The 24,972-nt window shown below is 72.4% G+C and carries 17 protein-coding genes; 9 read left to right on the top strand and 8 right to left on the bottom strand.

Translation table 11 applies throughout. The features are described from left to right. Positions 1–3: 3 nt before the first annotated feature. Entirely contained in the window at positions 4–1,512 is a 1,509-nt protein-coding gene (gene hemG / locus ACWD5D_RS01175; protein WP_451370684.1) for a protoporphyrinogen oxidase, read from the bottom strand. A gap of 176 nt (positions 1,513–1,688) precedes the next feature. Here hemG and ACWD5D_RS01170 point away from each other — a divergent pair, with 176 nt between their 5' ends. From ACWD5D_RS01170 to ACWD5D_RS01160, 3 genes are read left to right on the top strand one after another with little or no spacing between them, the layout of a single operon-like run. Further along, the gene (locus ACWD5D_RS01170; RefSeq protein WP_451370683.1) at positions 1,689–2,684 is read left to right on the top strand and encodes a DUF4349 domain-containing protein; all 996 of its coding nucleotides are present in this window, start codon (positions 1,689–1,691) and stop codon (positions 2,682–2,684) included. A 37-nt stretch (positions 2,685–2,721) separates the two neighbouring features. Further along, on the top strand, positions 2,722–4,119 hold the full coding sequence (locus ACWD5D_RS01165; protein WP_451370682.1) for an FAD-dependent oxidoreductase: 1,398 nt from the start codon (positions 2,722–2,724) through the stop codon (positions 4,117–4,119). Between the two features lie 55 nt (positions 4,120–4,174). Then, the gene (locus tag ACWD5D_RS01160) at positions 4,175–4,999 is read left to right on the top strand and encodes a rhomboid family intramembrane serine protease (RefSeq protein ID WP_451370681.1); all 825 of its coding nucleotides are present in this window, start codon (positions 4,175–4,177) and stop codon (positions 4,997–4,999) included. 10 nt (positions 5,000–5,009) lie between these two features. Here the strand turns inward: ACWD5D_RS01160 and hemE are convergent, their stop codons facing one another. Next, positions 5,010–6,077: a uroporphyrinogen decarboxylase gene (gene hemE / locus ACWD5D_RS01155; RefSeq protein WP_451370680.1), complete on the bottom strand. Its 1,068-nt coding sequence runs from the start codon at positions 6,075–6,077 to the stop codon at positions 5,010–5,012. 121 nt (positions 6,078–6,198) lie between these two features. Here hemE and ACWD5D_RS01150 point away from each other — a divergent pair, with 121 nt between their 5' ends. From ACWD5D_RS01150 to ACWD5D_RS01130, 5 genes are all read left to right on the top strand, one after another. Next, positions 6,199–6,876: a DUF3000 domain-containing protein gene (locus ACWD5D_RS01150; RefSeq protein WP_451370679.1), complete on the top strand. Its 678-nt coding sequence runs from the start codon at positions 6,199–6,201 to the stop codon at positions 6,874–6,876. A gap of 326 nt (positions 6,877–7,202) precedes the next feature. Next, positions 7,203–7,862, top strand: coding sequence for a helix-turn-helix transcriptional regulator (locus ACWD5D_RS01145; RefSeq protein WP_405451316.1), 660 nt, complete (start codon positions 7,203–7,205; stop codon positions 7,860–7,862). A 134-nt stretch (positions 7,863–7,996) separates the two neighbouring features. Next, the gene (locus ACWD5D_RS01140; RefSeq protein WP_451370678.1) at positions 7,997–9,283 is read left to right on the top strand and encodes a ribonuclease D; all 1,287 of its coding nucleotides are present in this window, start codon (positions 7,997–7,999) and stop codon (positions 9,281–9,283) included. A 387-nt stretch (positions 9,284–9,670) separates the two neighbouring features. Beyond that, entirely contained in the window at positions 9,671–10,888 is a 1,218-nt protein-coding gene (locus ACWD5D_RS01135; RefSeq protein ID WP_451370677.1) for a thiolase family protein, read from the top strand. After that, positions 10,885–13,014, top strand: a complete 2,130-nt coding sequence (locus ACWD5D_RS01130; protein WP_451370676.1) for a 3-hydroxyacyl-CoA dehydrogenase NAD-binding domain-containing protein — start codon at positions 10,885–10,887, stop codon at positions 13,012–13,014. Before ACWD5D_RS01135 ends, ACWD5D_RS01130 begins: the two co-directional genes overlap by 4 nt. Positions 13,015–13,068: 54 nt before the next feature. Here ACWD5D_RS01130 and ACWD5D_RS01125 read toward each other — a convergent pair whose 3' ends face one another. Genes ACWD5D_RS01125 through ACWD5D_RS01105 form a run of 5 tightly spaced genes read right to left on the bottom strand, consistent with a single transcriptional unit; the run spans position 13,069 to position 22,199 of the window. Beyond that, positions 13,069–15,036, bottom strand: coding sequence for a hypothetical protein (locus ACWD5D_RS01125; RefSeq protein WP_451370675.1), 1,968 nt, complete (start codon positions 15,034–15,036; stop codon positions 13,069–13,071). Positions 15,037–15,085: 49 nt separating this feature from the next. After that, positions 15,086–17,182: a glycosyltransferase family 4 protein gene (locus ACWD5D_RS01120; protein ID WP_451370674.1), complete on the bottom strand. Its 2,097-nt coding sequence runs from the start codon at positions 17,180–17,182 to the stop codon at positions 15,086–15,088. Further along, entirely contained in the window at positions 17,179–18,942 is a 1,764-nt protein-coding gene (locus tag ACWD5D_RS01115) for a stealth conserved region 3 domain-containing protein (RefSeq protein ID WP_451370673.1), read from the bottom strand. Before ACWD5D_RS01115 ends, ACWD5D_RS01120 begins: the two co-directional genes overlap by 4 nt. Next, positions 18,939–20,555, bottom strand: coding sequence for a sugar phosphotransferase (locus tag ACWD5D_RS01110; RefSeq protein WP_451370672.1), 1,617 nt, complete (start codon positions 20,553–20,555; stop codon positions 18,939–18,941). The genes ACWD5D_RS01115 and ACWD5D_RS01110 overlap by 4 nt, the downstream gene beginning before the upstream one ends. Positions 20,556–20,570: 15 nt before the next feature. Beyond that, positions 20,571–22,199: a stealth family protein gene (locus ACWD5D_RS01105; protein ID WP_451370671.1), complete on the bottom strand. Its 1,629-nt coding sequence runs from the start codon at positions 22,197–22,199 to the stop codon at positions 20,571–20,573. A gap of 405 nt (positions 22,200–22,604) precedes the next feature. Here ACWD5D_RS01105 and ACWD5D_RS01100 point away from each other — a divergent pair, with 405 nt between their 5' ends. Beyond that, positions 22,605–23,705 (top strand): LCP family protein, encoded by a 1,101-nt coding sequence (locus ACWD5D_RS01100; protein ID WP_451370670.1) that lies wholly within the window; start codon positions 22,605–22,607, stop codon positions 23,703–23,705. 18 nt (positions 23,706–23,723) lie between these two features. Here ACWD5D_RS01100 and ACWD5D_RS01095 read toward each other — a convergent pair whose 3' ends face one another. Further along, positions 23,724–24,851, bottom strand: a complete 1,128-nt coding sequence (locus ACWD5D_RS01095) for a hypothetical protein (RefSeq protein WP_451370669.1) — start codon at positions 24,849–24,851, stop codon at positions 23,724–23,726. Between the last annotated feature and the right edge of the window lie 121 nt (positions 24,852–24,972).

Genomic DNA, 24,972 nt, shown 5'->3' with positions numbered 1-24,972 from the left:
TCCCTATTCTCCCGCTCCGCCGTGCAGGCTCTGCACCGGGTGGGCCGTCAGGGCCGCGACCCCTCTCAGGTCGCCCTCCAGCTGGTCCACCGCCGCGTAAGCGCTCGCGATGCAGGCGGGGATCCCGACGCCGTCGTACTGCGCGCCGCACACGGCGAGGCCGGGCAGTTCGGCGACGCGCGCGCGGATGCGGGCCACGCGCGCGTGGTGGCCCACCGGGTACTGCGGCAGCCCGTCGGTCCAGCGCGTGACGCGGGTCGCGAGGGGTACGGCGGCCAGGCCGGTGGCCTCGCACAGGTCGTGCCGGGAGATCTCGACCAGGTCGGCGTCCTCGCGCTGGAGCACCTCGGTCTCGCGGTGGCGGCCCACGGAGGTGCGCACCACCACCACGTCCGGGTTCTCCTCGGCGATCCAGCCCCACTTCTGGGAGGCGAAGGTGGAGGCCTTGATGGTGCGGCCGTCGACGGGCGGCACGAGGAAGCCGCTGCCCTCGGGCAGGGCGAGGTCGGCGCGGCGGTAGGCGTGGGTGATCAGGGCCATGGAGGCGTACTCCACGCCGGCGAGTTCGCTCGCGGCGGCCGGGGCCTGCGCGCGCAGCAGGTCGGCGGCCGCACACGCGGGGACGGCCAGGACGACGGCGTCCGCGTGCAGCACCCGGTCACCGGCCACGACCCGCCAGCCGCCGTCGGCCCGTGCCTCGCCGGCGGCCCGCGCCCCGTCGGCGCCCGCGCCTGCTGTCACCTCGGCCCGGCGCAGCTCCCGGACCGGCGTCCCGGTAAGGATCTCGCCCCCGCGCGCCCGCACCGACTCGGCGACGGCGAGCGGCAGTCGGCCCACTCCGCCCTCGATGCCCATGAACACCGGGCCGTCCTGCGGGTTCGCCGCGGCCTTGGCCTGGATGTCGCGGACGGCGGCCGTCAGGGAGTCGTGGGTGCGGGCCGCCTGGAAGAGCTGCGGAACGGCCGAGCGCATCGAGATGGCGTACGCGTCGCCCGCGTACACCCCGCCCAGCAGGGGCTCGACCAGCCGGTCGACGACCTCCCGGCCGAGCCGCGCCGCCACGTACTCGCCCACGGCCACGTCGTCGCCGACCTCCGTGCGGGGCAGTTCGGCGTCGCGCGCGATGCGGGCCAGGCCCTCGTCGGACAGCACGCCGGTCAGGGCGGCGGCGGTGCCGGGGACGCCCATCACATGCCCCTTGGGCATGGGGCGCAGGGCACCGCGCGTCCAGATCGACGCGCTCGCGGTGGCCGGGGGCCGCAGCCGGTCGGCGAGCCCCACCTCGCGCGCGAGGTCCACCGCCTCGGGGCGGCGGGCGAGCATCGACTCGGCACCAAGGTCCACCCGGACGCCCGCGATCTCCCCCGGCAGCAGCTTGCCGCCGACCCGCTCGGAGGCCTCCAGCACCGTCACGCGCGCGCCGCGCCGCAGCAGCCGGTGCGCGGCGGCCAGTCCGGCCACGCCGGCTCCGATGACGACGACATGCCCCGTGCCCGTACCCGTTGCGCTCATGCACCCACTCTCTCAGAACCCTCCGACACTCCCTCCGGGGCCCGGCGTCACCCCGGTCAGGCACCCGTTGACCGGGGCGTGTCCGGACCGTGACCGCATCGGGACCGCGGACGCCCAACGCTGCCGGGGGCCCCGGCGTCGAAGAAGCGTCACCGTCACCGCCCCGGGGGTACCCCATGCGCACACCACACTCCGCACGCCCAGCACGCCCCGCCCGTCCCCTGCCGTCCGCGCGATCCGTCCGGGTCCTGGCCGGGGTCCTCCTGGCCGCCTCCCTCGCGCTCGCCGGGTGCGGCGGCGCGAACGATTCGAGCGGCGACTCGAAGTCCGCCGCCGCCGGGGAGGCGCGGGCGGGCGCGGCCGGCGGCAAGGCGGACAGCGGGAGATCCGCCCGCAGGACGCCCCGGCTCACCCCGAACGCCATCATCCGCACCGCCTCCCTGACCGTCGAGGTGAAGGACGTGGTCAAGGCCCTGGCCGCGGCCCGTACGACCGCCGAGAACGCGGGCGGCTACGTCGGCGACGAGACCACGAGCGTGGACTCCGACGGCCACGAGCAGACCCGGGTCGTGCTGCGCGTGCCGGCCGACGAGTACGACGATGTCCTCACCGGCCTCCAGGGCGCCGGCAGGCTGGTCGAGCGCACCGCGAAGGCGCAGGACGTCACCGACCAGGTCGTGGACGTGGACAGCAGGATCAAGTCCCAGCGGGCGAGTGTGGCCCGGATCCGCGAACTGATGGACAGGGCGTCCAAGCTGAGCGACGTCGTCACCCTGGAAGGGGAGCTGAGCAGCCGCGAGGCCGACCTGGAGGCGCTGCTGGCCCAGCAGGCGTCCCTGAAGGACCGTACGAGCCTGGCGACCATCTCCCTGTCGCTGTCCGAGAAGCCCGCGCGGAAGGCCGCGAAGGACGACACGCCGGACTTCCTGGACGCCGTGTCGGGCGGCTGGCACGTGTTCGTGACGATGCTGCGCTGGATCGCCCTCGCCCTGGGCGCCGTCCTGCCGTTCGCGGTGCTCGCCGCGCTGCTCGCGCTGCTGTGGCGGCGGATCGTCCGCCCGCGGCTGCCGCGCCGGGCGGAACCGGCTCCCGCGGCGACCGCCCTGGGCCCGCTGCCCCACGCGCGCCCGGCCGAGGAGACCACCGCTGCGGAATCCGGGGACGGGAGCTGACCGGGCGTGACATGACCGTGCCCCGTAGCGTGTTCGCATGAGCATGAACGGTGGGCGGGACGGCAGGGAACGACTGGTCGTGATCGGCGGCGACGCCGCGGGGATGTCCGCGGCGTCGCAGGCGCGCCGGCTGCGGGGGCCGGACGAACTGGAGATCGTGGCCTTCGAGCGCGGGCACTTCACGTCGTTCTCGGCGTGCGGGATCCCGTACTGGGTGGGCGGCGACGTGCCCGAACGCGACCGGTTGATCGCCCGCACCCCCGAGGAGCACCGCGAGCGCGAGATCGACGTGCGGCTGGGCACCGAGGTCACCGAGATCGACGTGGCAGGGCAGCGGGTACGCGCGCGTGACGTCGATTCCGGCGCCGAGTCCTGGACGTCGTACGACAAACTCGTCCTCGCCACCGGCGCCCGCCCGATCCGCCCCGACATGCCGGGCGTCGACGCCGTCGGTGTGCACGGGGTGCAGACCCTGGAGGACGGGCAGGCCCTCCTCGACACGCTGGAACGCACGCGTGGCCGGCGCGCCGTGGTCGTGGGGGCCGGCTACATCGGCGTGGAGATGGCCGAGGCGCTGATCCAGCGCGGCTTCGAGGTGACGGTCGTCAACCGCGGCAAGGAGCCCATGGCGACCCTCGACCCGGACATGGGCCGTCTGGTGCACCGGGCCATGGAGGGGCTCGGCATCACGATGGTCGACGACGCCGAGGTCACCGAGGTCCTCACCCACGACGACGGACGGGTCCGGGCGGTCGCCACGCGGGACGCCGAGTACCCGGCGGACATCGTCGTCCTCGGCATCGGTGTGCGCCCCGAGACCGCCCTCGCGCGCGCGGCGGGCCTGCCCCTGGGCACCCGCGGCGGGCTGCTCACCGACCGCGCGATGCGGGTGCGCGGGCACGAGAACATCTGGGCGGGCGGCGACTGCGTGGAGGTGCTGAACCTGGTCTCCGGCCAGGAGCAGTACGTCCCGCTGGGCACGCACGCCAACAAGCACGGCCAGGTCATCGGCAGCAACGTCGGCGGCGGCTACGCCACCTTCCCGGGCGTCGTCGGCACGGCGGTCAGCAAGGTCTGCGACCTGGAGATCGCCCGTACCGGCCTGCGCGAGAAGGACGCCGACCGCGTGGGTCTGCGGTACGAGACCGTCACCATCGAGTCCACGAGCCGCGCCGGCTACTACCCCGGCGCCTCCCTGATGACGGTCAAGATGCTCGCCGAACGCCGCACCGGCCGGCTGCTCGGCGTGCAGATCGTCGGCAGGGAGGGCGCGGCCAAGCGGGTGGACATCGCGGCGGTGGCGCTGACCGCGCAGATGACGGTCGAGCAGATGACCGCCCTGGACCTCGGGTACGCGCCCCCCTTCTCCCCGGTGTGGGACCCGGTTCTGGTGGCGGCGAGGAAGGCGGCGTCGAAGATACGGGCGGAGAACTGACCGACGGGCGGAGAACCGGCCGGTTCACGCGGCCCGTCCGGGGCACTAATCCAACGTGGTCATCCCCGTCCATGACGTGAACCCCGTGCGCCGCACCCCGTACGTGACGTACGCCCTCATCGCGGCCAACGTCCTCGTCTTCCTCACCATGCCCGGCATAGCCGGTTCCGTGGCCGGGGGGAGCGACCTGGCGCAGCTGTGCCACCTCCAGGCCTTCATGGACCACTACGCGGCGGTCCCCCAGGAGCTGATCCACCATCAGATGCCCCGGCTGGTACCGACGGGCGAGGTGGGCGTGGGGGCGCACGGTCCGGGATGTGTGGTGGCACCGCCCGCTTACGACAAGTCGCCGCCCGTGTCGGTCTTCACGGCGATGTTCCTGCACGGCAGCTGGCTGCACCTGCTGGGCAACATGCTGTTCCTGCTGATCTTCGGCAACAACGTCGAGGACCGGATGGGCCACATCCGCTACTTCCTCTTCTACGTCGTCTGCGGCTACGCGGCCGGCTACGGCTACGCGCTGCTGAACGCCGGCTCGGGCGATCCGCTGATCGGCGCGTCCGGCGCGATCGCCGGCGTGCTCGGCGCCTACATCGTGCTGTGGCCGACGGCCCGGGTCTGGGTCCTGGTGCCGTTCCTGGTCTTCCTGCCGCTGCGGCTGCCCGCCTGGCTGGTGCTGGGCTTCTGGTTCGGGCTCCAGGCGGTGTACTCGTCCGGGCACGGCGTCTCCGGCGCGGGCACGGTGGCCTACGCGGCGCACGTGGTCGGCTTCGTCGCCGGCATGCTGCTCGCCTGGCCGCTCAAGCCCGGCACCCCGCCCCCGCCGGAGCCGCCCCGCCTGCTGTTCGGCAGGCAGGCCAGGCCCCGTCAGGCGTGGTGACCGGCCGCGCTCAGCGGGCGCTCTGCGTGTGGACGTACTCCACGAGCCGGGTCAGGGCGTCCGGGTCGGTGTTCGGCATGACGCCGTGGCCGAGGTTGAAGACGTGCCCCTCCAGACCGGCGGCGGCGTCGAGGACCTCGCGGGCCTTGACCTCGACGGTGTCCTTGTCGGTGAACAGCACGGTCGGGTCGAGGTTGCCCTGGAGCGCCTTGCCGGGGCCGACGCGGCGGACGGCCTCGTCCAGCGGGATGCGCCAGTCGACGCCGACGACGTCCGCGCCGGCCTCGCCCAGAAGCTTCAGCAGCTCACCGGTGCCGACACCGAAGTGGATGCGCGGGACGCCGTAGCCCGCGACGGCGTCGAACACCTTCGCCGAGGCGGGCATCACGGAGCGGCGGTAGTCGGCCGGGGCGAGCGCGCCGACCCAGGAGTCGAAGAGCTGGATCGCGCTCGCGCCCGCCTCGATCTGCACCTTCAGGAAGGCGGCCGTGATGTCGGCGAGGCGGTCCAGCAGGTCGGCCCACAGCTCGGGGTCGCCGTACATCATCGCCTTGGCGTTCTCGTACGTCCGCGACGGGCCGCCCTCGACCAGGTAGCTCGCGAGGGTGAACGGCGCGCCCGCGAAACCGATCAGCGGGGTGGTGCCCAGCTCGCGGGTGAGCATGCCGATCGCCTCGGTGACGTACGTGACGTCCTCGGGGGTGAGGTCGCGCAGCCGGGCCAGGTCGGCGCGGGTGCGGATCGGCTGCTCGACGACCGGGCCGACGCCCGGCTTGATGTCGAGGTCGACGCCGATGGCCTTGAGGGGGACGACGATGTCGCTGTAGTAGATCGCCGCGTCCACGCCGTGCCGGCGCACCGGCTGGAGCGTGATCTCCGTGACCAGCTCGGGCCGCGTGCAGGATTCGAGCATGGGGATGCCCTCGCGCACCTTGCGGTACTCGGGAAGCGAGCGGCCGGCCTGACGCATGAACCACACGGGGGTGTGCGGTACGGGTTCGCGCCTGCACGCCTTGAGGAAGGCGCTGTCGTACGTGGCGGTCGGCTGCTGGCCCGTGCGGGCGTCATTGGCGGTCACGGGGCAAGTCTCGCACGACGCCGGTGCGCGCCCGGGGGCGGCAGCCGCTGGTGAGGGGGCGGGAAAACCGGGCGGGGTGTCTCGGCCCCCACCGGGCGCCCGTTCCCCTTACTCTTCCCGCATGGCTGCGGCTCAGGGACGAATGTCGGACAGCGCTGACGGAATGGACGACGTGTTGGACACCGAGGAGGCGGACCGGAACTCCAGTACTTCGGCTCCGCCGGCTTTCCGGGCCGCGGTCGAAGCCCTGCGCGGCAGCCGGCTGCGGCCGCAGGTCGAGGTGGAGCCGACGCCCGCGCCCCAGCGGCTGGCCCCGTTCGCGTACGCGCTGGAGGCCGTGGCGGTCGACGGCGAGCAGGACCTGGCCGACGGCCGGCTGGTGCTGCTGCACGATCCCGCGGGGCATGACGCCTGGCGCGGCATGTTCCGGCTGGTGACGCTGGTGCGTGCGGAGCTGGAGCCGGAGATGGCGGCCGATCCGCTGCTGCCGGAGGTGTGCTGGTCGTGGCTGACCGGCGCTTTGCAGTCGCGGGGGCTGGCGTGCGGAGAGCCGAGCGGCACGGTCACGCGCGCGAGCTCGCACTACTTCGGCGGGCTGTCGGAGCGGCCGGCCGCCTCTCAGATCGAGATCCGTGCGTCGTGGACGCCCCGCGAGGGTCTGGGCGGTGTCCCCGACACCGCTGCCCATCTGGCCTCCTGGTGCGATCTGCTGGCCCAGGTCGGGGGGCTGCCGCCGGCCGGGCCGGGCGACGCCTCGGTGGTGACACTGCCGCAGCGAAGGGATCCGCAGTCGCGTTGACGCAGGGGTCAGGCGGTCCGGTGACCTGGTCACCGGGCGCACTGTTGTGTCCCTCGGGTGCTCCGCACGGGCCCTCGCGATCGTTCTATTGACCATCTCTTTGTCGATACGGCCACTTTCCGCACTCGAATCGCACTGGCCCGAACCGATTCGATCTTCGGATGATCGATCGCGTGTCCGAATTGCACACATTGTGACTCACTAGATCGTGATCATTCTCTAAAGGCGGACGGGTTTGCTGCCGAAGACGACTGTGACCCTGAAAGCACGGTTCGTCCCGGCTTCTTCCCCCACAAGCCGGCCCCGTCCCCCACCCAGGAGGCCTGGTGTCCGTTCTCCTCGAGCAGCCCGCAAGCCTGGTCGCCTACCGCCCGAACAAGCCGACCGCCATGGTGGTCGTGGCCGACCCGCGCGTCCGCTCCACCGTCACCCGCCACCTGTGGGCGCTCGGTGTGCGCGATGTCATCGAGGCCTCGTCCATCGCGGAGGCTCGTCCCCGCATCGGCAACCCCCGCGACATCTGCGTCGCCGACGTCCACCTGCCCGACGGCTCCGGCCTGACCCTCCTGTCCGAGACCCGCGCCGCCGGCTGGCCCAACGGCCTGGCGCTCTCCGCCGCCGATGACATCGGCGCCGTCCGCAACGCCCTGGCCGGCGGAGTCAAGGGCTATGTCGTCACCGGCACCCGCACCAACATCGGGCTCCCCACCCGACCCGGTGCCGCCCCCCTCGGCGCCGCCTCCCGCATGCACCGCCGCCCCCCGGGTGCCCCGAGCCACCCGGGCGGTTACCGCGAGCTGTCGGGACGCGAGGTCGAGGTGCTCCGGCTGGTCGCGGAGGGCCAGTCGAACAAGGCGATCGGCGTCTCCATGGGCCTGTCCGCCCTGACCGTCAAGAGCCACCTGGCCCGCATCGCGCGCAAGCTCGGCACGGGCGACCGGGCCGGCATGGTGGCCGTGGCCCTGCGCACCGGGATCATCCACTGAGCCGTTCGGCGGCACGCACCGGTCCCTCCGGGGAACCGGAAGTTTCACCGACCTGACTGGTTTACGACCCTCCAGCGCCCGCCGACGGAACGTTCCGTCGACGGGCGCTGTCGTTGCACGGATACCCTTGACAGGTGACCGACGCCCAAGAGACCGCAGCAGACAGTTCCCTGCGTACCACCGGAGGCACTCCTCCGGACGACGCCGGATCTTCTGTGACGGGGGCGCCGACTCCCCTGCTGGAACCCCGCGAGGGCATTCCGCCGGTGATCGCCGACGGGACCGCCCTCGCCGACGTGATCGCCGCGTTCGCCGCCGGCTCCGGCCCCGTGGCCGTCGACGCCGAGCGCGCCTCCGGCTACCGCTACGGGCAGCGCGCCTATCTGGTGCAGCTGCGCCGCGAGGGTGCCGGCACCGCGTTGATCGACCCCGTCGCCTGCCCCGACCTGTCCGGTCTCGGCACGGCACTGTCCGGCGTCGAGTGGGACCTGCACGCCGCCACGCAGGACCTGCCCTGCCTGCGCGAGATAGGCATGGTGCCGAGCCGGCTGTTCGACACCGAGCTGGCCGGGCGGCTCGCCGGGTTCCCCCGGGTCGGCCTCGGCGCCATGGTCGAGAACGTCCTCGGCTTCGTCCTGGAGAAGGGCCACTCCGCCGTCGACTGGTCGACCCGCCCGCTGCCCGACCCCTGGCTGCGGTACGCCGCGCTGGACGTGGAGCTCCTCGTCGACCTGCGGGACGCCCTGGAGAAGGAACTGGACCGGCAGGGCAAGCTCGAATGGGCCCTGCAGGAGTTCGACGCGATCGCGACCGCGCCGCCGGCCGAGCCGCGCAAGGACCCGTGGCGGCGCACGTCCGGGATGCACAAGGTGCGACGGCGCCGGCAGCTGGCGGTCGTCCGGGAGCTGTGGCAGACGCGGGACCGGATCGCGCAGCGCAGGGATGTCTCGCCGGGCAAGGTGCTGAGTGACGCGGCCATCGTGGAGGCGGCGCTGGCGCTGCCCTCCGGCGTCCACGCGCTCTCCGCGCTGAACGGGTTCGGGCACCGGACGGGACGGCGTCAGCTGGAGCAGTGGCAGGCCGCCGTCGACCGGGCCAAGGCGCTGCCCGACACGGCGCTGCCGCAGCCGGGCCAGCCGGTCGCCGGACCGCCGCCGCCCCGGGCGTGGGCCGACAAGGACCCCGTCGCCGCGGCCCGGCTGTCCGCCGCCCGCGCCGGGGTCTCGGCGCTGGCCGAGCGGCTCAACATGCCGCAGGAGAACCTGGTCTCTCCGGACACTGTGCGCCGGGTGTGCTGGGAGCCTCCGGCCGCCGACGCGGAGTCCGTGTCGGCGGCGTTGGCGGGATACGGGGCGCGGCCGTGGCAGGTGGAGCTGGTCACGCCGGTGCTGGTGGCCGCACTGGCGAAGACGAGTGCCTGATCGCCGCCGCGGCTTCTGACACCGGGCGGCCGCCGGTTGACGTAGGCCGGTCGCTCCCCCACTCTCGACGCCTCCCCCATTCTCGACGCCTCCCCCACTCTCGGCTTCGCTCGAGCGGGAGGGACCCCCACCGCGGGAGGACCGCCATCGCGGGGGGACCGCCATCGCGGGGGGACCCCCATCGCGGCGGAGCCGCATGTCGATACAGCCACACGCCCCTTTGGGGCGCTCTTTCTCGGCCAAGATTTCGAAATGCTCGGTGTGACCTTCGCCGCTCCACCCGCCAGGGCTGTGCAGCTACGTTACTCAGCAGTAGCATGAGGTGAGCGCGCGCTCAGCGCATGCGTGCCGCAGCTGTGCCACCCCGCACCCTGGAGGAGAGCCATCGTGCCTCGTACCGTCAGGGACGTCGTCTTCGTCGACGGCGTCCGCACCCCGTTCGGCAAGGCGGGCCCGAAGGGCATCTACCACGAGACCCGCGCCGACGACCTTGTCGTGAAGGCGATCCGGGAGCTGCTGCGCCGCAACCCCGGGCTGGACCCCAAGAAGATCGACGAGGTCGCCATCGCCGCGACCACGCAGATCGGTGACCAGGGTCTGACCCTCGGCCGTACCGCCGGCATCCTCGCCGGTCTGCCGCAGTCCGTGCCCGGCTACTCGATCGACCGCATGTGCGCCGGCGCCCTCACCGCCGTCACCACCACCGCCGGTTCGATCGCCTTCGGCGCCTACGACGCCGTCATCGCCGGTGGCGTCGAGCACATGGGCCGCCACCCGATGGGCGAGGGCGTGGACCCGAACCCGCGGTTCGTCTCCGAGAAGCTGGTCGACGAGTCGGCTCTGTTCATGGGCATGACCGCCGAGAACCTGCACGACCGGTTCCCCACCATCACCAAGCAGCGCGCCGACGAGTACGCGGTGCGCTCGCAGGAGAAGGCCGCCAAGGCGTACGCCGACGGCAAGATCCAGCAGGACCTGGTGCCGATCTCCGTGCGCCGCACCAACCCTGAGGCCGGCGAGACCGGTTGGGGCCTTGTGACGGCGGACGAGCCGATGCGTCCGGGCACCACGCTGGAGAACCTGGCGAGCCTCAAGACGCCGTTCCGCGTCCACGGCCGGGTCACCGCCGGCAACGCGGCCGGTCTGAACGACGGCGCCACCGCCTCGATCATCGCGTCCGAGGACTTCGCCCGCGAGAACAACCTGCCGGTCAAGATGCGCCTCGTCTCGTACGCCTTCGTCGGCGTCGAGCCGGAGGTCATGGGCTACGGGCCGATCCCGGCCACGGAGAAGGCCCTCGCCAAGGCGGGCCTGTCCATCTCCGACATCGGTCTGTTCGAGATCAACGAGGCCTTCGCCGTCCAGGTCCTGGCCTTCCTCGAGCACTACGGCATCGCGGACGACGACGCGCGCGTCAACCAGTACGGCGGCGCCATCGCCTTCGGTCACCCGCTCGCCTCCTCCGGCGTCCGTCTGATGACACAGCTGGCCCGCCAGTTCGAGGAGCAGCCGCACGTCCGCTACGGCCTGACCACCATGTGCGTCGGCTTCGGCATGGGCGCGACGGTCATCTGGGAGAACCCGCACTTCGAGGGGGACAAGTGAGCACCACCGCTGAGCTTTTGAAGGGTGCGGCCGAGCTGTTCCCCGACGAGGTCGTGACGTCCGCGCACGTACGCCACCTCGACCTGCCGTTCGGCGCCGGGCGCTTCGCGCTCATCACGCTGGACAACGGCTTCGACCACACCAAGCCGACCACCTTCGGCCCGGCCTCGCTCGCGAACCTCAACACCGCGATCGACCAGGTCGAGAAGGAGGCCGCGGCCGGCGAGATCGTCGGTGCCGGCATCACGGGCAAGCCGTTCATCTTCGCGGTCGGCGCCGACCTCAAGGGCGTCGAGCTGCTGAAGGAGCACAAGGACGCGCTCGCCATCGGCAAGGGCGGCCACGAGGTCTTCAAGCGCCTCGCGGGCCTCGCGGTCCCGACCTTCGCGTACTACAACGGTGCGGCGATGGGCGGCGGCGTCGAGGTCGGCCTGCACTGCACCTACCGCACGGTGTCGAAGGCGCTGCCCGCCTTCTCGCTCCCCGAGGTCTTCCTGGGCCTCGTCCCCGGCTGGGGCGGCTGCGCCCTGCTGCCGAACCTGATCGGCGCCGACAAGGCCGTCTCGGTCATCATCGAGAACTCCCTGAACCAGAACAAGCAGCTGAAGGGCAAGCAGGTCTTCGAACTCGGCATCGCCGACGCGCTGTTCGAGGGTGCCGACTTCCTGGAGCAGTCGCTCATCTGGACGGCGAACGTCCTCAAGGGCGACGTCGAGGTCGAGCGCCCGGTGATCGACCGCGGCGAGGCCTGGGACCAGGCCGTCGCCAAGGGCCGCTTCATCGCGGACTCCAAGGTGCACGGCGCGGCCCCGGCCGCCTACCGCGCCCTCGACATCATCGCCGCCGCCAAGAACGGCGACCTCCAGCAGGGCTTCGACGCCGAGGACCAGGCGCTCGCCGACCTCATCATGGGCGGCGAACTGCGCGCCGGCATCTACGCGTTCAACCTGGTGCAGAAGCGCGGCAAGCGCCCCGCGGGCGCCCCGGACAAGAGCCTGGCGCGTCCGGTCACCAAGGTCGGTGTCGTCGGCGCCGGTCTGATGGCCAGCCAGCTCGCGCTGCTCTTCCTGCGCCGCCTCGAGGTGCCGGTCGTCCTGACCGACATCGACCAGGAGCGCGTCGACAAGGGTGTGGGCTACGTCCACGCCGAGATCGACAAGCTGCTCGGCAAGGGCCGGATCAACCAGGACAAGGCCAACCGCCTCAAGGCGCTGGTGACCGGTGTCCTGGACAAGGCCGAGGGCTTCTCGGACGCGGACTTCGTCATCGAGGCCGTGTTCGAGGAGATCGGCGTCAAGCAGCAGGTGTTCGCCGAGGTCGAGGCCGTCGCCCCGGCGCACGCGATCCTCGCGACCAACACCTCCTCGCTGTCGGTGTCGGAGATGGCGTCGAAGCTGAAGCACCCCGAGCGGGTCGTCGGCTTCCACTTCTTCAACCCGGTCGCGATCCTCCCGCTGCTGGAGATCGTACGCGGCAAGCAGACGGACGACGCCTCGCTCGCGACCGCGTTCGCCGTGGCCAAGAAGCTGAAGAAGACCGCGGTTCTGGTGAAGGACGCCCCGGCGTTCGTCGTGAACCGCATCCTGACCCGCTTCATGGGCGAGATCCAGAACGTCATCGACGAGGGCACCCCGGTCGAGGTCGCCGAGAAGGCCGTCGAGCCGCTCGGTCTGCCGATGTCCCCGCTGGTGCTGCTGGAGCTGGTCGGTCCCGCGATCGGTCTGCATGTCTCGGAGACCCTCAACCGGGCCTTCCCGGACCGCTTCACGGTCTCCCCGAACCTCGCGGCCGTCGTCAAGGCGGGCAAGCGCGGCTTCTACGTCTACGACAGCGGCAAGCCGGAGCTGGACCCGGAGGTCGCCGCGCTGCTGAAGCAGGGCGACGTCGTGCTGACCGAGGAGCAGGTGCGGGCGCGGGTTCTCGACGCGGTGGCGCAGGAGATCGGGCTCATGCTCGACGAGGGCGTCGTCGCCGAGGCCCAGGACATCGACCTGTGCCTGATCACGGGCGCCGGCTGGCCCTTCCACCTCGGCGGCATCACGCCGTACCTGGACCGCGAGGGTGTCTCGGAGCGCGTGAACGGGAAGAAGTTCCTGGCTCCCGGCGTGGCGTCGGTTCCGGCGTAACACCGAAGCGCGCATGAAGAGGGCCTCCGCCGAAGGGCGGAGGCCCTCTGTCGTTCACGAGCGCCAGGGCCCCAGCGGGCTTCCCACGGTCGGGGACAACTGGCGGCGGACGTGCAGCAGTCCGTCGGTCCCGATGACGGCCAGGACGAGGGCGCCCGTCGCGTCGTACGCCATGGACGGGGCGTGGGCGAACATCTCGCCCGACTCGCGCCAGTGCGTCCCGGAGACGTTCTTGTCCCGGTCGGGCAGGGAGGTCACGAGCCGGCCGCGGCTGCCGCGGTGGGCCAGGAAGGCCTCGCGGGCGCCGCGCTCGGGGGCCCACAGCGCGGCGACGGCGCCCGTGCCTCCGTGACCCCCGAGTCCGGCGCCGGAGCCGGGCCAGCGGCCGTCGGCGTGCTGGCGGTAGGCCATGACCTGCTGGGTGCCGGCCTCCCGCAAGTAGAGACAGGTGCGGCCGCCGCCCGAGTCGACGGCGGTGATCCCGCCGGTCGCCGGCCGGCCGGTCCGCAGGGTCTCGTCCAGCAGGAAGGGGCCGCCGGGCTCGGCCTGGTGCCAGCGCCACACGGAGTTCTTGCCCGGCACGTACAACTCCACGGTGCCGCGCTCGGTGGCCAGGGCGGTCCCGGCGTCCTGGACGAATCTGCCGCCGATGTCCTCCCACGGGGACCAGGTGCCGTCGATGTCCCGGCGGCGGACGCCGATGCCCTGGTCGAAGGTGCGGACGAAGACGTACAGCCGGCCGGCGGTGTCGACCGCGGCCGACGGAACGCCGGTTTCGCGCTGCCGGCGGCCGTCGCCGTGCGCCCACTCGGGGTTCTCCAGGCTCTGCCAGCCGTTGAAGCCGTTGCCGCCGGGGTCCTGGACGGTGTGCACGACGTCCACGGTCACCCCGCTGCCGACCACGTTCTGACGGCGCAGGGCCATGAGTTCGGCCGGTCCGCCCGGCACCCCGGTGACGGCGAGCGTGGGCGCGATCCAGCCGTCGCCGAGGACGAAGGGGCCCTTCCACTCGCCGCTCCCCGCAGCGGTCTCCGTCCAGAAGGCGAGCCGGCCGGCCAGCACCCCGAAGGCGTTGAGCCGCCCGCCCGGCCCCAGGCGCAGCCAGTCGGTGGTCGGGGAGTAGCGGTACGCGGCGCTCATCATGTGCGTGCTGCGGTACGGGTTCGGCCCCAACTGCCGGTCGCCGCAGGTCTGGCAGGTGCCGTGCGGACAGACCGCGGGGGCGTCGAGGCCGCCGTACGTGGCCAGGTACTCGGCCTTCTCCGCGGCCGCGGCCGAGTCGAGGTTGTAGCCCCAGAAGCGGTTGGCGTAGCCGCGATAGTGCTCGACGACCGGGTTGTGGCCCGCCTCCCGGTGCCGGGTGAGGGCGGCGACGGCGAACTGGGTGGTGGTGGTGTGGTCGACGTGGTCGGAGCAGACGAACTCGCTCCGGCCGCCGTCGTGTTCCGGGTCGGGGTCCATGGTGCGCACCGTTGTGGGCCGGACGTGGCCCATGAGGGCGGTCAGTGCGGCGATCACCTGCTCGCGGGTGATGTGCTGGACCTCGCCGACGGTGCAGCCGTGCACCGGCAGCGTGGCCTGGGTGCGCAGGGCGCCCTCCCACAGCTCGTGGAGCCGGGTGCGGGTGCCGCGCTCGGTGGGGGCGCCCATGTGCAGCTGGAGGAAGTAGAGGCACACGGAGTCGTCGCCGACGAGGGTGAACCGCTCCGCCGCGAACCCGGGCACGAGGTCCATGGGTTCGCGGCGCCAGGGATGATCGCGGTCGCCGGTGGTCATGCGGGCGTAGGCGGAGCGCAGCCCGCAGCCGCGCTCGGTGCTGTACCGGGCGAAGTCCGGTGTCACAGCGCCGCGCTCGGGGGAGTTGGTGTCGACGTTGATGCCGTCGCCCTCCCCCGCGGTGAGGACCACCGTCGTGATCCGGTCGCCGTCCTGGAGTGAGCGCACCAGGTCGGGGTTCATGAAGTAGAGGTCGTCGTCCTGGTGGGCCACGATGTGGAGGATCGAGCGGGTGGTCGTGGTCATCAGGCCTCCTCGGGCATGGTGTTCACCGGGGTCGTCGGTGTGGTCCGGCTCATCGGTCCACGACGTTCATCGCCATGGCCCCCGACACCGAACAGTACGGCCGTACCCACACGGGGCGGGCCGGGTAGACCACGACGTGCTCGGAGGCCTCGTCGCCCGTCAGTGGAACGGACGGGTAGACGTACGCGCCCTTGACGTCGGGGAAGTCCTCCAGCAGGTGGCAGATGCGCACCTTGCGGCGCTCGAAGGGGTCGGGCTGGAGCCACCAGTCCCAGTCCTCCCAGCGCTCCAGACGGTGGTCGACGACGCGGCGCAGCGGCACCTCGGCGCGGAACGACTGGCGGCCCAGGCCCTGGACGGGCACGGAGAAGCTGTGCCCGTGCCGGCCACGGCGGCTGACGGTGAACAGGGCGCCCGGCTCGATCCGGCGTCCCCCGCACAGCACGCCCCACAGTGTGATCGCGCCGTCGCCGGCCTCCACGCCGGTGCACTCGACGTGCTCCTCGCGCAGCACCGTGCGCAGCATCAGCCGGCCGTTGGGCTGCGCGTAGGGCAGGTTCCAGCCGACCGGGCCGGCCGGGGGGCGGGCGATCAGGCGGGCGCGGGCGTCGATGAGAGCGCGGGTGTCGCGGACGCCGGCCTTCATGTGAACGGGCGAGGACTTGGGGGCGCTCATCGTCACCTGCCAGCGTCCGTCGCCGAGTTCGTCGAGGGCCGTCGGTGTGAGGACGGCCGTGTAGCGGGTACCGCCGTTGTCCAGGTCCGTGCGGGAGGTGCGCAGCGGGAGGTCGGGGCGGCGGTCGCCGTCGGAGGGCTTGTGGCGCAGCACGAACTGCCAGCGGCGGCGGCCCTCGGCGGGCCCGTCGGCGGAGAAGCGCAGCCAGCCCGCGTCGGCGGCGGTGACGTCCACGGTGGCCGCGCCGAGGGAGACCGGCGCCACGGTGAGCTGGTCGGCTCCGGCCCTGCGGGGCCCGGCGGGGGCTCGGTAGCCGCGGTGGGCGGCGGCGCGGCGGCGGGCCGCGTCCTCGAACAGCTCCAGGTAGCGGTCGGCCACGGCCGACGGGTCGAAGCGGGCCGCGTTGCGCAGCGCGGCGGCGCCCATGGTGCGGCGCAGCGGCTCGTCGGCCATGAGCCGCCGCAGGCCCCAGACGATGCCCTCCACCTCGCCGTTGGGCACGAGGAAGCCGTCCTCGCCGTCGGCCAGGATCTCCCGGGGGCCGACGGGGCAGTCGGTGGAGACCACGGGCAGGCCGCAGCGCATCGCCTCGACCAGCGTCATGCCGAACGACTCGGCGCTCGACGTGACGGCCGCGATCGAGCCCTTGGCCCACTCGGACTCGATGGGCGAGAAGCCGCCCATGAACAACACCCGCCCGGTCAGGCCCAGTTCCGTGACCAGGGCGCGCAGCTTGCCGGCCTCGCCGCCGTCGCCGTAGATGCGCAGCTGCCAGTCGGGGAACTCCTCGGCCAGCCTGCCGAAGGCGCGGATCAGCAGGTCGTACCGCTTGATCCGGTGCATGCGGCCCGCGCTGACGACGACCTTGCGCGAGCAGTCGGACGGCGCGACGGACGGCTCGGGAACGCTGTTGGGGATGCCGACCACGGGGATGCCGGGGATCGGCGTGTTCTCCATGAAGGAGCGGGCGTCGGCCTCGGTGACCGTCGTGATCGCGTCCAGCCGCGGGTAGACCCGGGCCATCTCCGCACGCACCGCCGGCGGGATGGCCAGGTGGGTCATGTGCTCCTGGGCGACGCGCAGGGCGCCGTCGCGGGTGTGGGCCGCGACGAAGAGGTTGAGGCTGGGCCGGGTGCCGACCACCACGTCGGCGGACGTCTTCTGCAGGTCACGGATGATGCGGCTGTCGGTGAACCTGCTGTACTGCGCGGAGAACTCCTCCTGGCGCGGCACGACCTCGCTGGGTTCGTCGCTGCCGGCGGCACCGCGGTCGGCGGAACCCGGGCGCAGGTCGACGAGGGCGCGCACGGCGACGCGCGGGGAGATCTCGAACTTGGTGGCGGTGGCGCGCCGGAAGACCGAGACGATCTCCACGTCGTGGCGGACGGAGAGCGCCTCGGCGAGGTTGATGACGGTGCGGTTGGTACCACCGATGCCGTAGATGTTGTTGATCAGGAAGGAGATCTTCACCGGACCTCGCCCTCCTTGCGCTCGAAGGGACTCGGCACCGGGTAGTAGGCGCGCAGGAACGTGTTGAGCATCTCCGTCTGGCGGTCGACGTCGTGGCCGTCGGAGAGGGTGTCGTTGATGCAGAACGCCTGCCGGTCGCGGCGGGCCAGCAGGATGCCCAGCCGGCGCTGGATCTCCGGCTTGGCGAGGTCGAGGTAGGCGAAGGTGATGTTCGAGGGGACGGCTCGGCCGGTGAAGTAGGCGTAGTAGTGGTACAGCGAGGACGGGATGGAGATGTCGGTGGCGCTGCGGAACCTGCTGTGCGAGGTGTTCCAGTGCTCCTGCGCGAACTCGTGCTCGATCTCCTGCAGCACACTGCGCCGCAGCGCGTAGGGGGCGTGCCGCAGCTTCTGCACGATGGCGGTGCCGAAGTGCTCCAGCAGCAGGCGCCGGTTGTTCTTGCCGGCCGCGTCGACCGGGCGGTCCACGGGGCTGGGGTCCCACCGGGGCACCTGGGACGGCGAGAAGAAGGTGCGGGTCATGCCGTTGGACAGGAAGAAGTCCTGCGGGGTGACGGGGCTGCCCAGGAACATGTCGTCGTTGAAGTAGAGAAAGTGCTCGGACAGGCCCTTGATGTGGTGCAGGCGGCTCTCGATGGCGTGCGAGTTGAAGGTGGGCAGCGCGGCCGGGTCGTCGAAGATCTCCGAGTGGTCGACGACGGTGATGCGCGGATGGCTGTCGTTGAGCCAGGCCGGACGCTGCCGGTCCGTCACCAGGTAGACATGGCGCACCCAGGGGGCGTTCTGCTCCAGCGCGCGCAGGGAGTAGCGCAGTTCGTCGCGGCTGATGTAGCGGGCGGCGTTCGCCGACTCGCTGTGGTAGCCGCCCTCGCCGTACCCGCCGCGCCGCCGCTGCCAGGCGGGGTCGCTGCCGTCGACCCAGGTGTAGACGACGTCCACGGGAAAGCGCACGTCCTCGGGCAGGGGATCGGCGCAGGGACGAATGGTGCGCACCGAGCGGGTGCGGCGGGTGTGCAGGGCGGCGAAGCCGGTGAGCCGGCTGATCGGGACGGTGACCCGGGGCTCGTCGAGGGCGACGTCCTCGGTGACGCGATTGGGCCGCGGGGCCAGCAGGCGTCCGTCCGCGGGCTGCCAGAACTCGATGTCGCAGCCGTGCTCCAGACCGAGGACCAGGGAGCCTGCCGGGTCGCTCCACACCATCCCGACCCGCAGGACGGCGGCCCTGCGGGCGAGGCGCACGCCGGCGCGCGAGCCGGCCAGGACGGTGCCGCCCTGCGCGGCCTCACCGCGGCAGGCGCGCAGGTGGACGGGGCTGTGCTCGGCGCAGCGCGCCAGTACTCGGCCGACCCGGTCGCGGTCGGCCTCGGCGACGGCGAGGCAGGAGCGGAAGTCGGAGGTGCCGCGCACGGCGAAGTAGTCGACGCCCGCCTCCTCCAGGGCGGTGACGACGAGTTCGAGGTTGGCCTCGCGCAGGCCCAGCGGGGACACGGTCGGCCGGACCAGGGCGATCCGGGCGCCGTGCCCGGCGAGGGCGGCGAGCCGCTCCCCCGCGCCGAACAGGTGCGGCCAGCGGCGTCGGGCCCGCGCGCCACGGACCAGGCGGGCGCCCAGGTTGACGATGTGCAGTCGGCGCAGCAGCTGCTTGAGCGCCATGCGCAGGCGAACCGGTACCCGGCGTGCGATACGGCGTCTGAGGCCCGCGGGGACGAGGCTGCGGTACGCCCCGACCGCGGCGGATGCCTCCGGGTTGCCCATGCTCACGGCTGGTTGTCCGCCTCGTCGGTGTGGTGATCGCGCTCGAAGACGCTGGGGACCGGGAAGTAGCGGTGCAGGAAGCGCACGACGGCCGTGGTGCCACCGTGGAAGCGTGCCTCCTCGGTGCCGAGGCCGAAGAGCTGGATCTGCTGGGTGTCGCGGCGGACCAGGAGGCGTTCCAGCTGGGTGCCGATGCCGGGCAGCGCCGCGTGCAGCGCCACCGACGCCTCGCCCGAGGGGTCGGCCAGTCCGGCGGTGTGCCCCACGTGGTGGACCACGCCGTCCAGGGGGTGCGTGCCGGGTACGACGGGCAGCCGCTGCCCGTCGTCGAGGGGCAGCGGCGCGGCGCCGGACTCCATGAGACGGGCCAGCGTCTCGGCACGGTGCGGCTGCGGGCCGTGCGCGTAGCCGTGGGCTGCGACCCGCCCGGTGGCCGAGTACGCGGTGCGCGTCCACGGGGAGAAGGACTCCTCGGCGTTCCAGGGGCCGCGCCGGGGACGGGTCGAGCCGTGCGGGGTGAAGTAGTCGAAAGGACGGACCGGCCGCCCGAACAGGGCTCCGGGCCGCAGCAGCAGGAAGTGGTCGGCGAGGTCGGGCAGTTGGTGCAGATGCCACTCGGAACCCGGCCGGGCGCGGAGCACGTCGAGCCGGTCGCCGGGCTTCAGCCAGGCCGGCGGCTCCGCCTCGGCGACCACGTGGACGACGTCGACCCAGGGCGCGTACTGGTGCAGGGAGCGCAGGCCGGCCCGCAGCAGTTCCTCGCCCCACGGGGTGGGGTGCTGCCACAGCAGGACCGCGTCCACGGGGAAGGTGATCTCCTCCAGGCGCGGGACGTCGAAGCTCTCCAGCGTGATCGTCGGCTCCATGTCGCCGTCGATGTCGCAGTAGCCGGACAGCCGGTCGAGGCCGATCTCGACGCCGGGCGCGTCACTGGGCACGGCACGCTGGACCCGGTTGGGGCGGGGACCGATCAGCCGCTCGACGGGCAGATCGGTGTTGGCGGTCCAGAACTCGATCTCGATGCCCTGGTCCTCGCCCACCCAGAGGTTCCCGGTGGGCTCGGTGCGCAGCCAGGTCAGGCGGATCACCTTGGCCTTGCCGTACTGCTTCCACGCCTTGACATGGCTGCCCGGGAGGTCCGGGGTGCCGTTCTGGGCGGGCGAGACGGAGACGACGTAGCCGGTGTGTTCCTCCAGCAGCGCGCGGAGCACCCGGCGGACGGCGCCCTTGTCCTGCTGGTCGACGGCCAGGCAGATCCGGCGGTCGTCGAGGGCCGGGACCGCGAACCAGGGGATGTCGGCGGCGTCCAGGGCGTGCGTGACCAGGTCGTGGTCGAGCCGGCGGGCCCGGTCGACGGTGAGGCCGGTGTGCACGTGGCCGACCCTGCCGTCGGGTGCCTGGGTGCGGCGCTCGGAGTGACCGAACTCCACCCTGCGCACCCGGCGCAGGGCCCTGCGGTGCAGCCGTGCCTCGCGGCGGCTCAGGGTGCGGGCGAGCTGCCGCTTGACCTTGCGCCGGACGCCCACGGGCACCGTGGTCGCGGCGGCGGAGCGTACCGGCTGGGGAACGAGGCGTTTGTAGACGTTGGCCGCGGAGCTCATGGACGTCGGGTCCGGCACGTCATGAACTCCGTTTCATCGCTCGTGGGGGCTGGGTGTGGGGAAGTACGAATCGAGGAAGCCGTCCAGCAGCTCCGTCTGTGTCTCGATGTCCTCGGGTGTCGAGAAGGCGTCGTTGAGGCAGAAGGAGTCCTGGTCCCGGCCGTCGAGCAACCGTTGCAGCCGGTCCGCCAGGTCCGGCACGGCCAGCTGGAGGTAGGTGAAGGGCATCGAGCCCGGTTGGGCCCGGCCGGTCAGTGCCGCGTAGTAGAGCGCGAAGGACGAGGTCGGCGACAGGTCGGTCATCGCCCGGAACCTGCTGGCCGCGGTGCGTGCCCAGGCCTCGGGGAAGTCCCGCTCGGCCTCCTCCATCACCGAGCGCCGCAGGGCGTACGGGATGTGCTCCATCGGCTGGGTGATGACCTTGCCGAAGCGTTCCAGCAACAGGGCGCGATTGTTCTTGCAGGCCGCGTCGACCGGGGTGTCGGTCTCCACGACCGGGCCCTGCGGAATGCGGTTGCGTGACGGGAAGTAGCGGGCCGTGCCGCTCGGCGTGAAGAAGGCGTGCGGGGCCACCGGACGGCCGATGAACATGTCGTCGTTGAAGTACAGGAAGTGCTCGGCCAGGTCCTCGATGTGGTGCAGCTGCGACTCGATCGCGTGCGAGTTGAAGACGGGCAGCACCGAGCGGTCGCGGAAGATCTCGCGGTGGGTGGCGATGCGCAGTCCGGGCACGTCCTCGCTCAGCCAGGCCGGGACCTGGTCGTCGGTCACGATGTGGACGGTGCGGATCCACGGCGCGAACAGGTGCAGGGAGCGCACCGAGTACCGCAGCTCGTCGCGGCTGATGAAGCGGGCGTCGCTCGCGGACTCCGCGTGGTAGGCCTCGCCCTTCGCCTGCGCCTTGCGCCGCTGCCAGGCGGGGTCGTTGCCGTCGACCCAGGTGTAGACGGCGTCGACGGGGAAGGCGATGTCGTCCGCGCAGTTCACCAGGAACTCGGGACGCGTGGGCAGCGGGGGCGCGAGGTGGCGCGGGGTCCAGTCGGAGACGAACCGGCTGAACAGCCGGGCGGACCCGAGGACGTTCCCGCCGTCGGCGGCGACGGCCCAGGCGGCGCGGTTGGCGCGGGGCGCGAGGAGGTACGTGCCCTGCCGCTGCCAGAACTCGACGGCGCAGCCGTACTCGTGCCCGAGCAGCAGGTGCCGGCCCGGGTCGGTGCGGGACCAGCTGATCTGCAGGACGCGCGCACCGGAGACGTCGCGCCAGGCCTTGGGGTCGCGGGAGGAGACGGGCTTGGCCGGCCGGGGCGCGTCCGGATCGATCACGCTGAGGTGTCCCGGATACTGGCTCAGCCCGCGGAACAGCACGCCGAGCACGCGGTCCCGGTCCTCCTCGGCGACGGCGACGACCGTGCCGTGGTCAACGGTGCCACGGACGGCGAAGTGGGCGACGCCTTCCAAGTCGAGCAGCGCGGTGAGCGCGGAGCGGTTGGCCTCGCGGGCGGCAAGCGGTGTCAGTCCCGGCTCGACGTAGACGTCGCCGTGCTCCGCGGTGGCCGTGGTGGGGCCGGTGTCGGTGGGGCGCTGCCGTACGGCGCCGGTCGGCGGGGTGGGGCCCGTTGTGCCGGGCACCTGCCGAAGGGCGTGGTCGGAGACGGTCGTCACGCCGTTCGCCCTCCACGGGCCGACGCACGCACCAGCACAGCCACCCCTCCCTCTCCTCACCCCGGCCGGCCGGGCAGGCCAGGGGCGAGTACCGCGTAGCCGCTCGCCCTCGTGCCCCCCGGCTCGAATGCGCGGCCACGTCAACGCGACGGCACGGGCCGTCGCGAGTTCACACCGAAAATTTAACCTTCAAAGGACCGACCCATCATCATCAAGCGCTTACCTGGCTGTCAAGGCAGCCAGAAATGACACAGAACACATACAACCCTTACGCCCCCATGAACGTCTGATGACCGGTGGCCAACTGTCCACCGCCGCAGACGGGCCCGGTCTCTCTCCCCCCACTCGTGCCCTGAGCTCCTGAGGACCACGGCATCGAGCCGGTACGAGAGAGGAACCGAGGCAATGACGGATGCCCTGACGGAGACGGGCCCCCGGAGATCGCGACGTGCGCCGGCGGGCCGCCGGGCCAGGCCGCCACGGCGGCGCCGTCGCGTGTGGCGCTGGATCGCGCTGAGTCTCGTCCTGCTCGTGCTGGCCGCGGGCGGGGTCGGCTACTGGCTCTACAGCGGCCTCAACGGCAACATCAAGGGCGTGGACCTCGAGAAGGCGATCGGCGACGACCGGCCGCAGAAGCTGCCCACCTCGGGGCAGAACCTCCTGGTCCTCGGCTCCGACTCACGGTCCGGCGCCAACGCGTCACTCGGCACCGGCAAGGTCTCCGGCGCACGCTCCGACACCGCGCTGGTGATCCACATACCCGAGGGCCGCAGCAAGGCCGTAGCCGTGAGCATTCCGCGCGACACGCTGGTGACCCGGCCCGAGTGCACCGCGAAGGACGGCTCGGCGCTTCCTTCCGCGAAGCGTGTGATGTTCAACTCCGTCTACTCACAGGCCGGTCCCGCCTGTGTGGTCAAGACCGTCGAGGAGATGTCCGGGGTGCGGATGGACCACTTCGTGGAGATCGACTTCGCGGGCTTCAAGGGGCTGGTGGACGCGATAGGCGGGGTCACCGTCACCGTCGACCAGGACATCCACGACACGTCCAGCGGGCTGGACCTGACCGCCGGCACCCACCGGCTCGACGGCACCCAGTCCCTGGAGTTCGTCCGCACGCGGCACGGCATCGGCGACGGCAGCGACCTCGGCCGCATCGGGCTCCAGCAGCAGTTCCTGATCGCCCTGCTGAGCGAGATCAAGAAGCAGGACCTGCTGGGCAGCCCCACCAAGGCCTACCGGATCGCCGACCAGCTCACCGCGTCCCTCACCACCGACTCGGGCCTCGCCTCCCTCACCAAGCTCGCCGAGTTCGGGCGCAGCATGAACGGCGTCGATCCGTCGACCATGGAGACGATCATGCTGCCGGTGCGGTACGACACCCAGGACCCCAACCGCGTCGTGGCCGCCCAGCCGCAGGCCGGCCGGTTGTGGCAGGCGCTGCGCAAGGACCAGGAGGTCCCCGAGTCGGCGAAGAAGTCGCCGGCGACGGGGGGTTCGACCTCCTGACCCGGGGCGGAGCAGGCGTCAGACGCGGACCGAGGGCGACAGCGCCAGGCCGGGTCCGCCGGCCTGGCGGGCGATGTGGAGCGCACCGTCCGGTGCGATCACGGCGAGCACGATCCGGCCGTACGCGTCCAGAGCGAGCGCCGGGGCGCCGACGCCGTGCTCGCCGGTCGGCGACCACCACAGACCGGCCTGCTCGTTCTCCACGCCGCAGGCGGCGAGCACGACCTGCCCGTCCATGTCCCGATGGGCCAGCACCGCGCAGTCGTACCCGTCGAGCACCGCGCGCAGCAACGCGACGGGGTCCCCGGCCGGGGCGCCGCCGAGGGGGATCACCCAGCCGCCGGGCCGGTGGGCGACGAGGCCGCCGCTGCCGGGGTCTGCCCAGTAGTACGACGCCCGGTCCGGAGCCGTCTCCAGCGCCGACACCGTGCCCGGAGCCACCAGCAGCGCGATGTTGGGCTCCTGCCGGAAGTCGCCGTCGGCCTCCGCCTGCCGCCACCACATGACGTCCCGCTCGCCGGCCGCCAGCACCTCGATGCGTCCGGAGGCGTGGGCGATGGCGGCCGGCCCGTCGTGCACCCCGCTGCCCTTGAGGTCCTGCCACGGATCCCACTTCCCCGTGGGCCCCTCACGGCGCAGCATCAGCCCGCCACCGGCGTTGCGCGCGAAGACGTGCACGCGTCCCGAGGCGCTGACCGCGGCCACCGGGACGCCGAAACGGGCGGCCTTCTCCCGGTCCTTGTGCGGGTTGCCCAGCGACCGCCACTCGCTCACCGGGCGGCCGGTCTGGTACTGGATGGCGTGCACGATGTCGACGGCGGGCGGGCCCTCGCCCCGGGGGACCTCGCGCCGGCCGACGAAGTGGACGTAGGTGTCGGCCCCCTGGGCCACCGACAGATGGGTCAGGTCCGCCGCGGGGAAGAAGTCGGGGCCCGTCCAGTGCGGGCCGCCCGGCCGGGATTCGGTCCAGCGGAGCAGACCGGCGCGGGTGCGGGCGTAGGCGGTGAGCCGGCCGTCCTTGCCGAGCACGAGCCAGCGGCCCGACACGGTCGCCTCGGCCCGGTGCCGCTCCGTCGTGCGCGTGTGTGCGACGACGTGGTCGCCGGCTCTGCGCCGGGCGGCGCCGCGCCCGGATCCGGTCCGCATGACGTGACCCGCCCCTTCCCTACCGCCCGGCGTGACGGACCTGCCGATTCCCGAACACCTGTTGCACGGGGAGGCCGAGCGCGCCTCATCATAGGTCGAACGTTCGACGAACGCGGTGTGA

Source organism: Streptomyces sp. NPDC002520 (assembly GCF_053595235.1).
The sequence above is the reverse complement of the archived record's forward strand: the minus strand, read 5'-3'. Positions and strand labels throughout refer to the sequence as shown.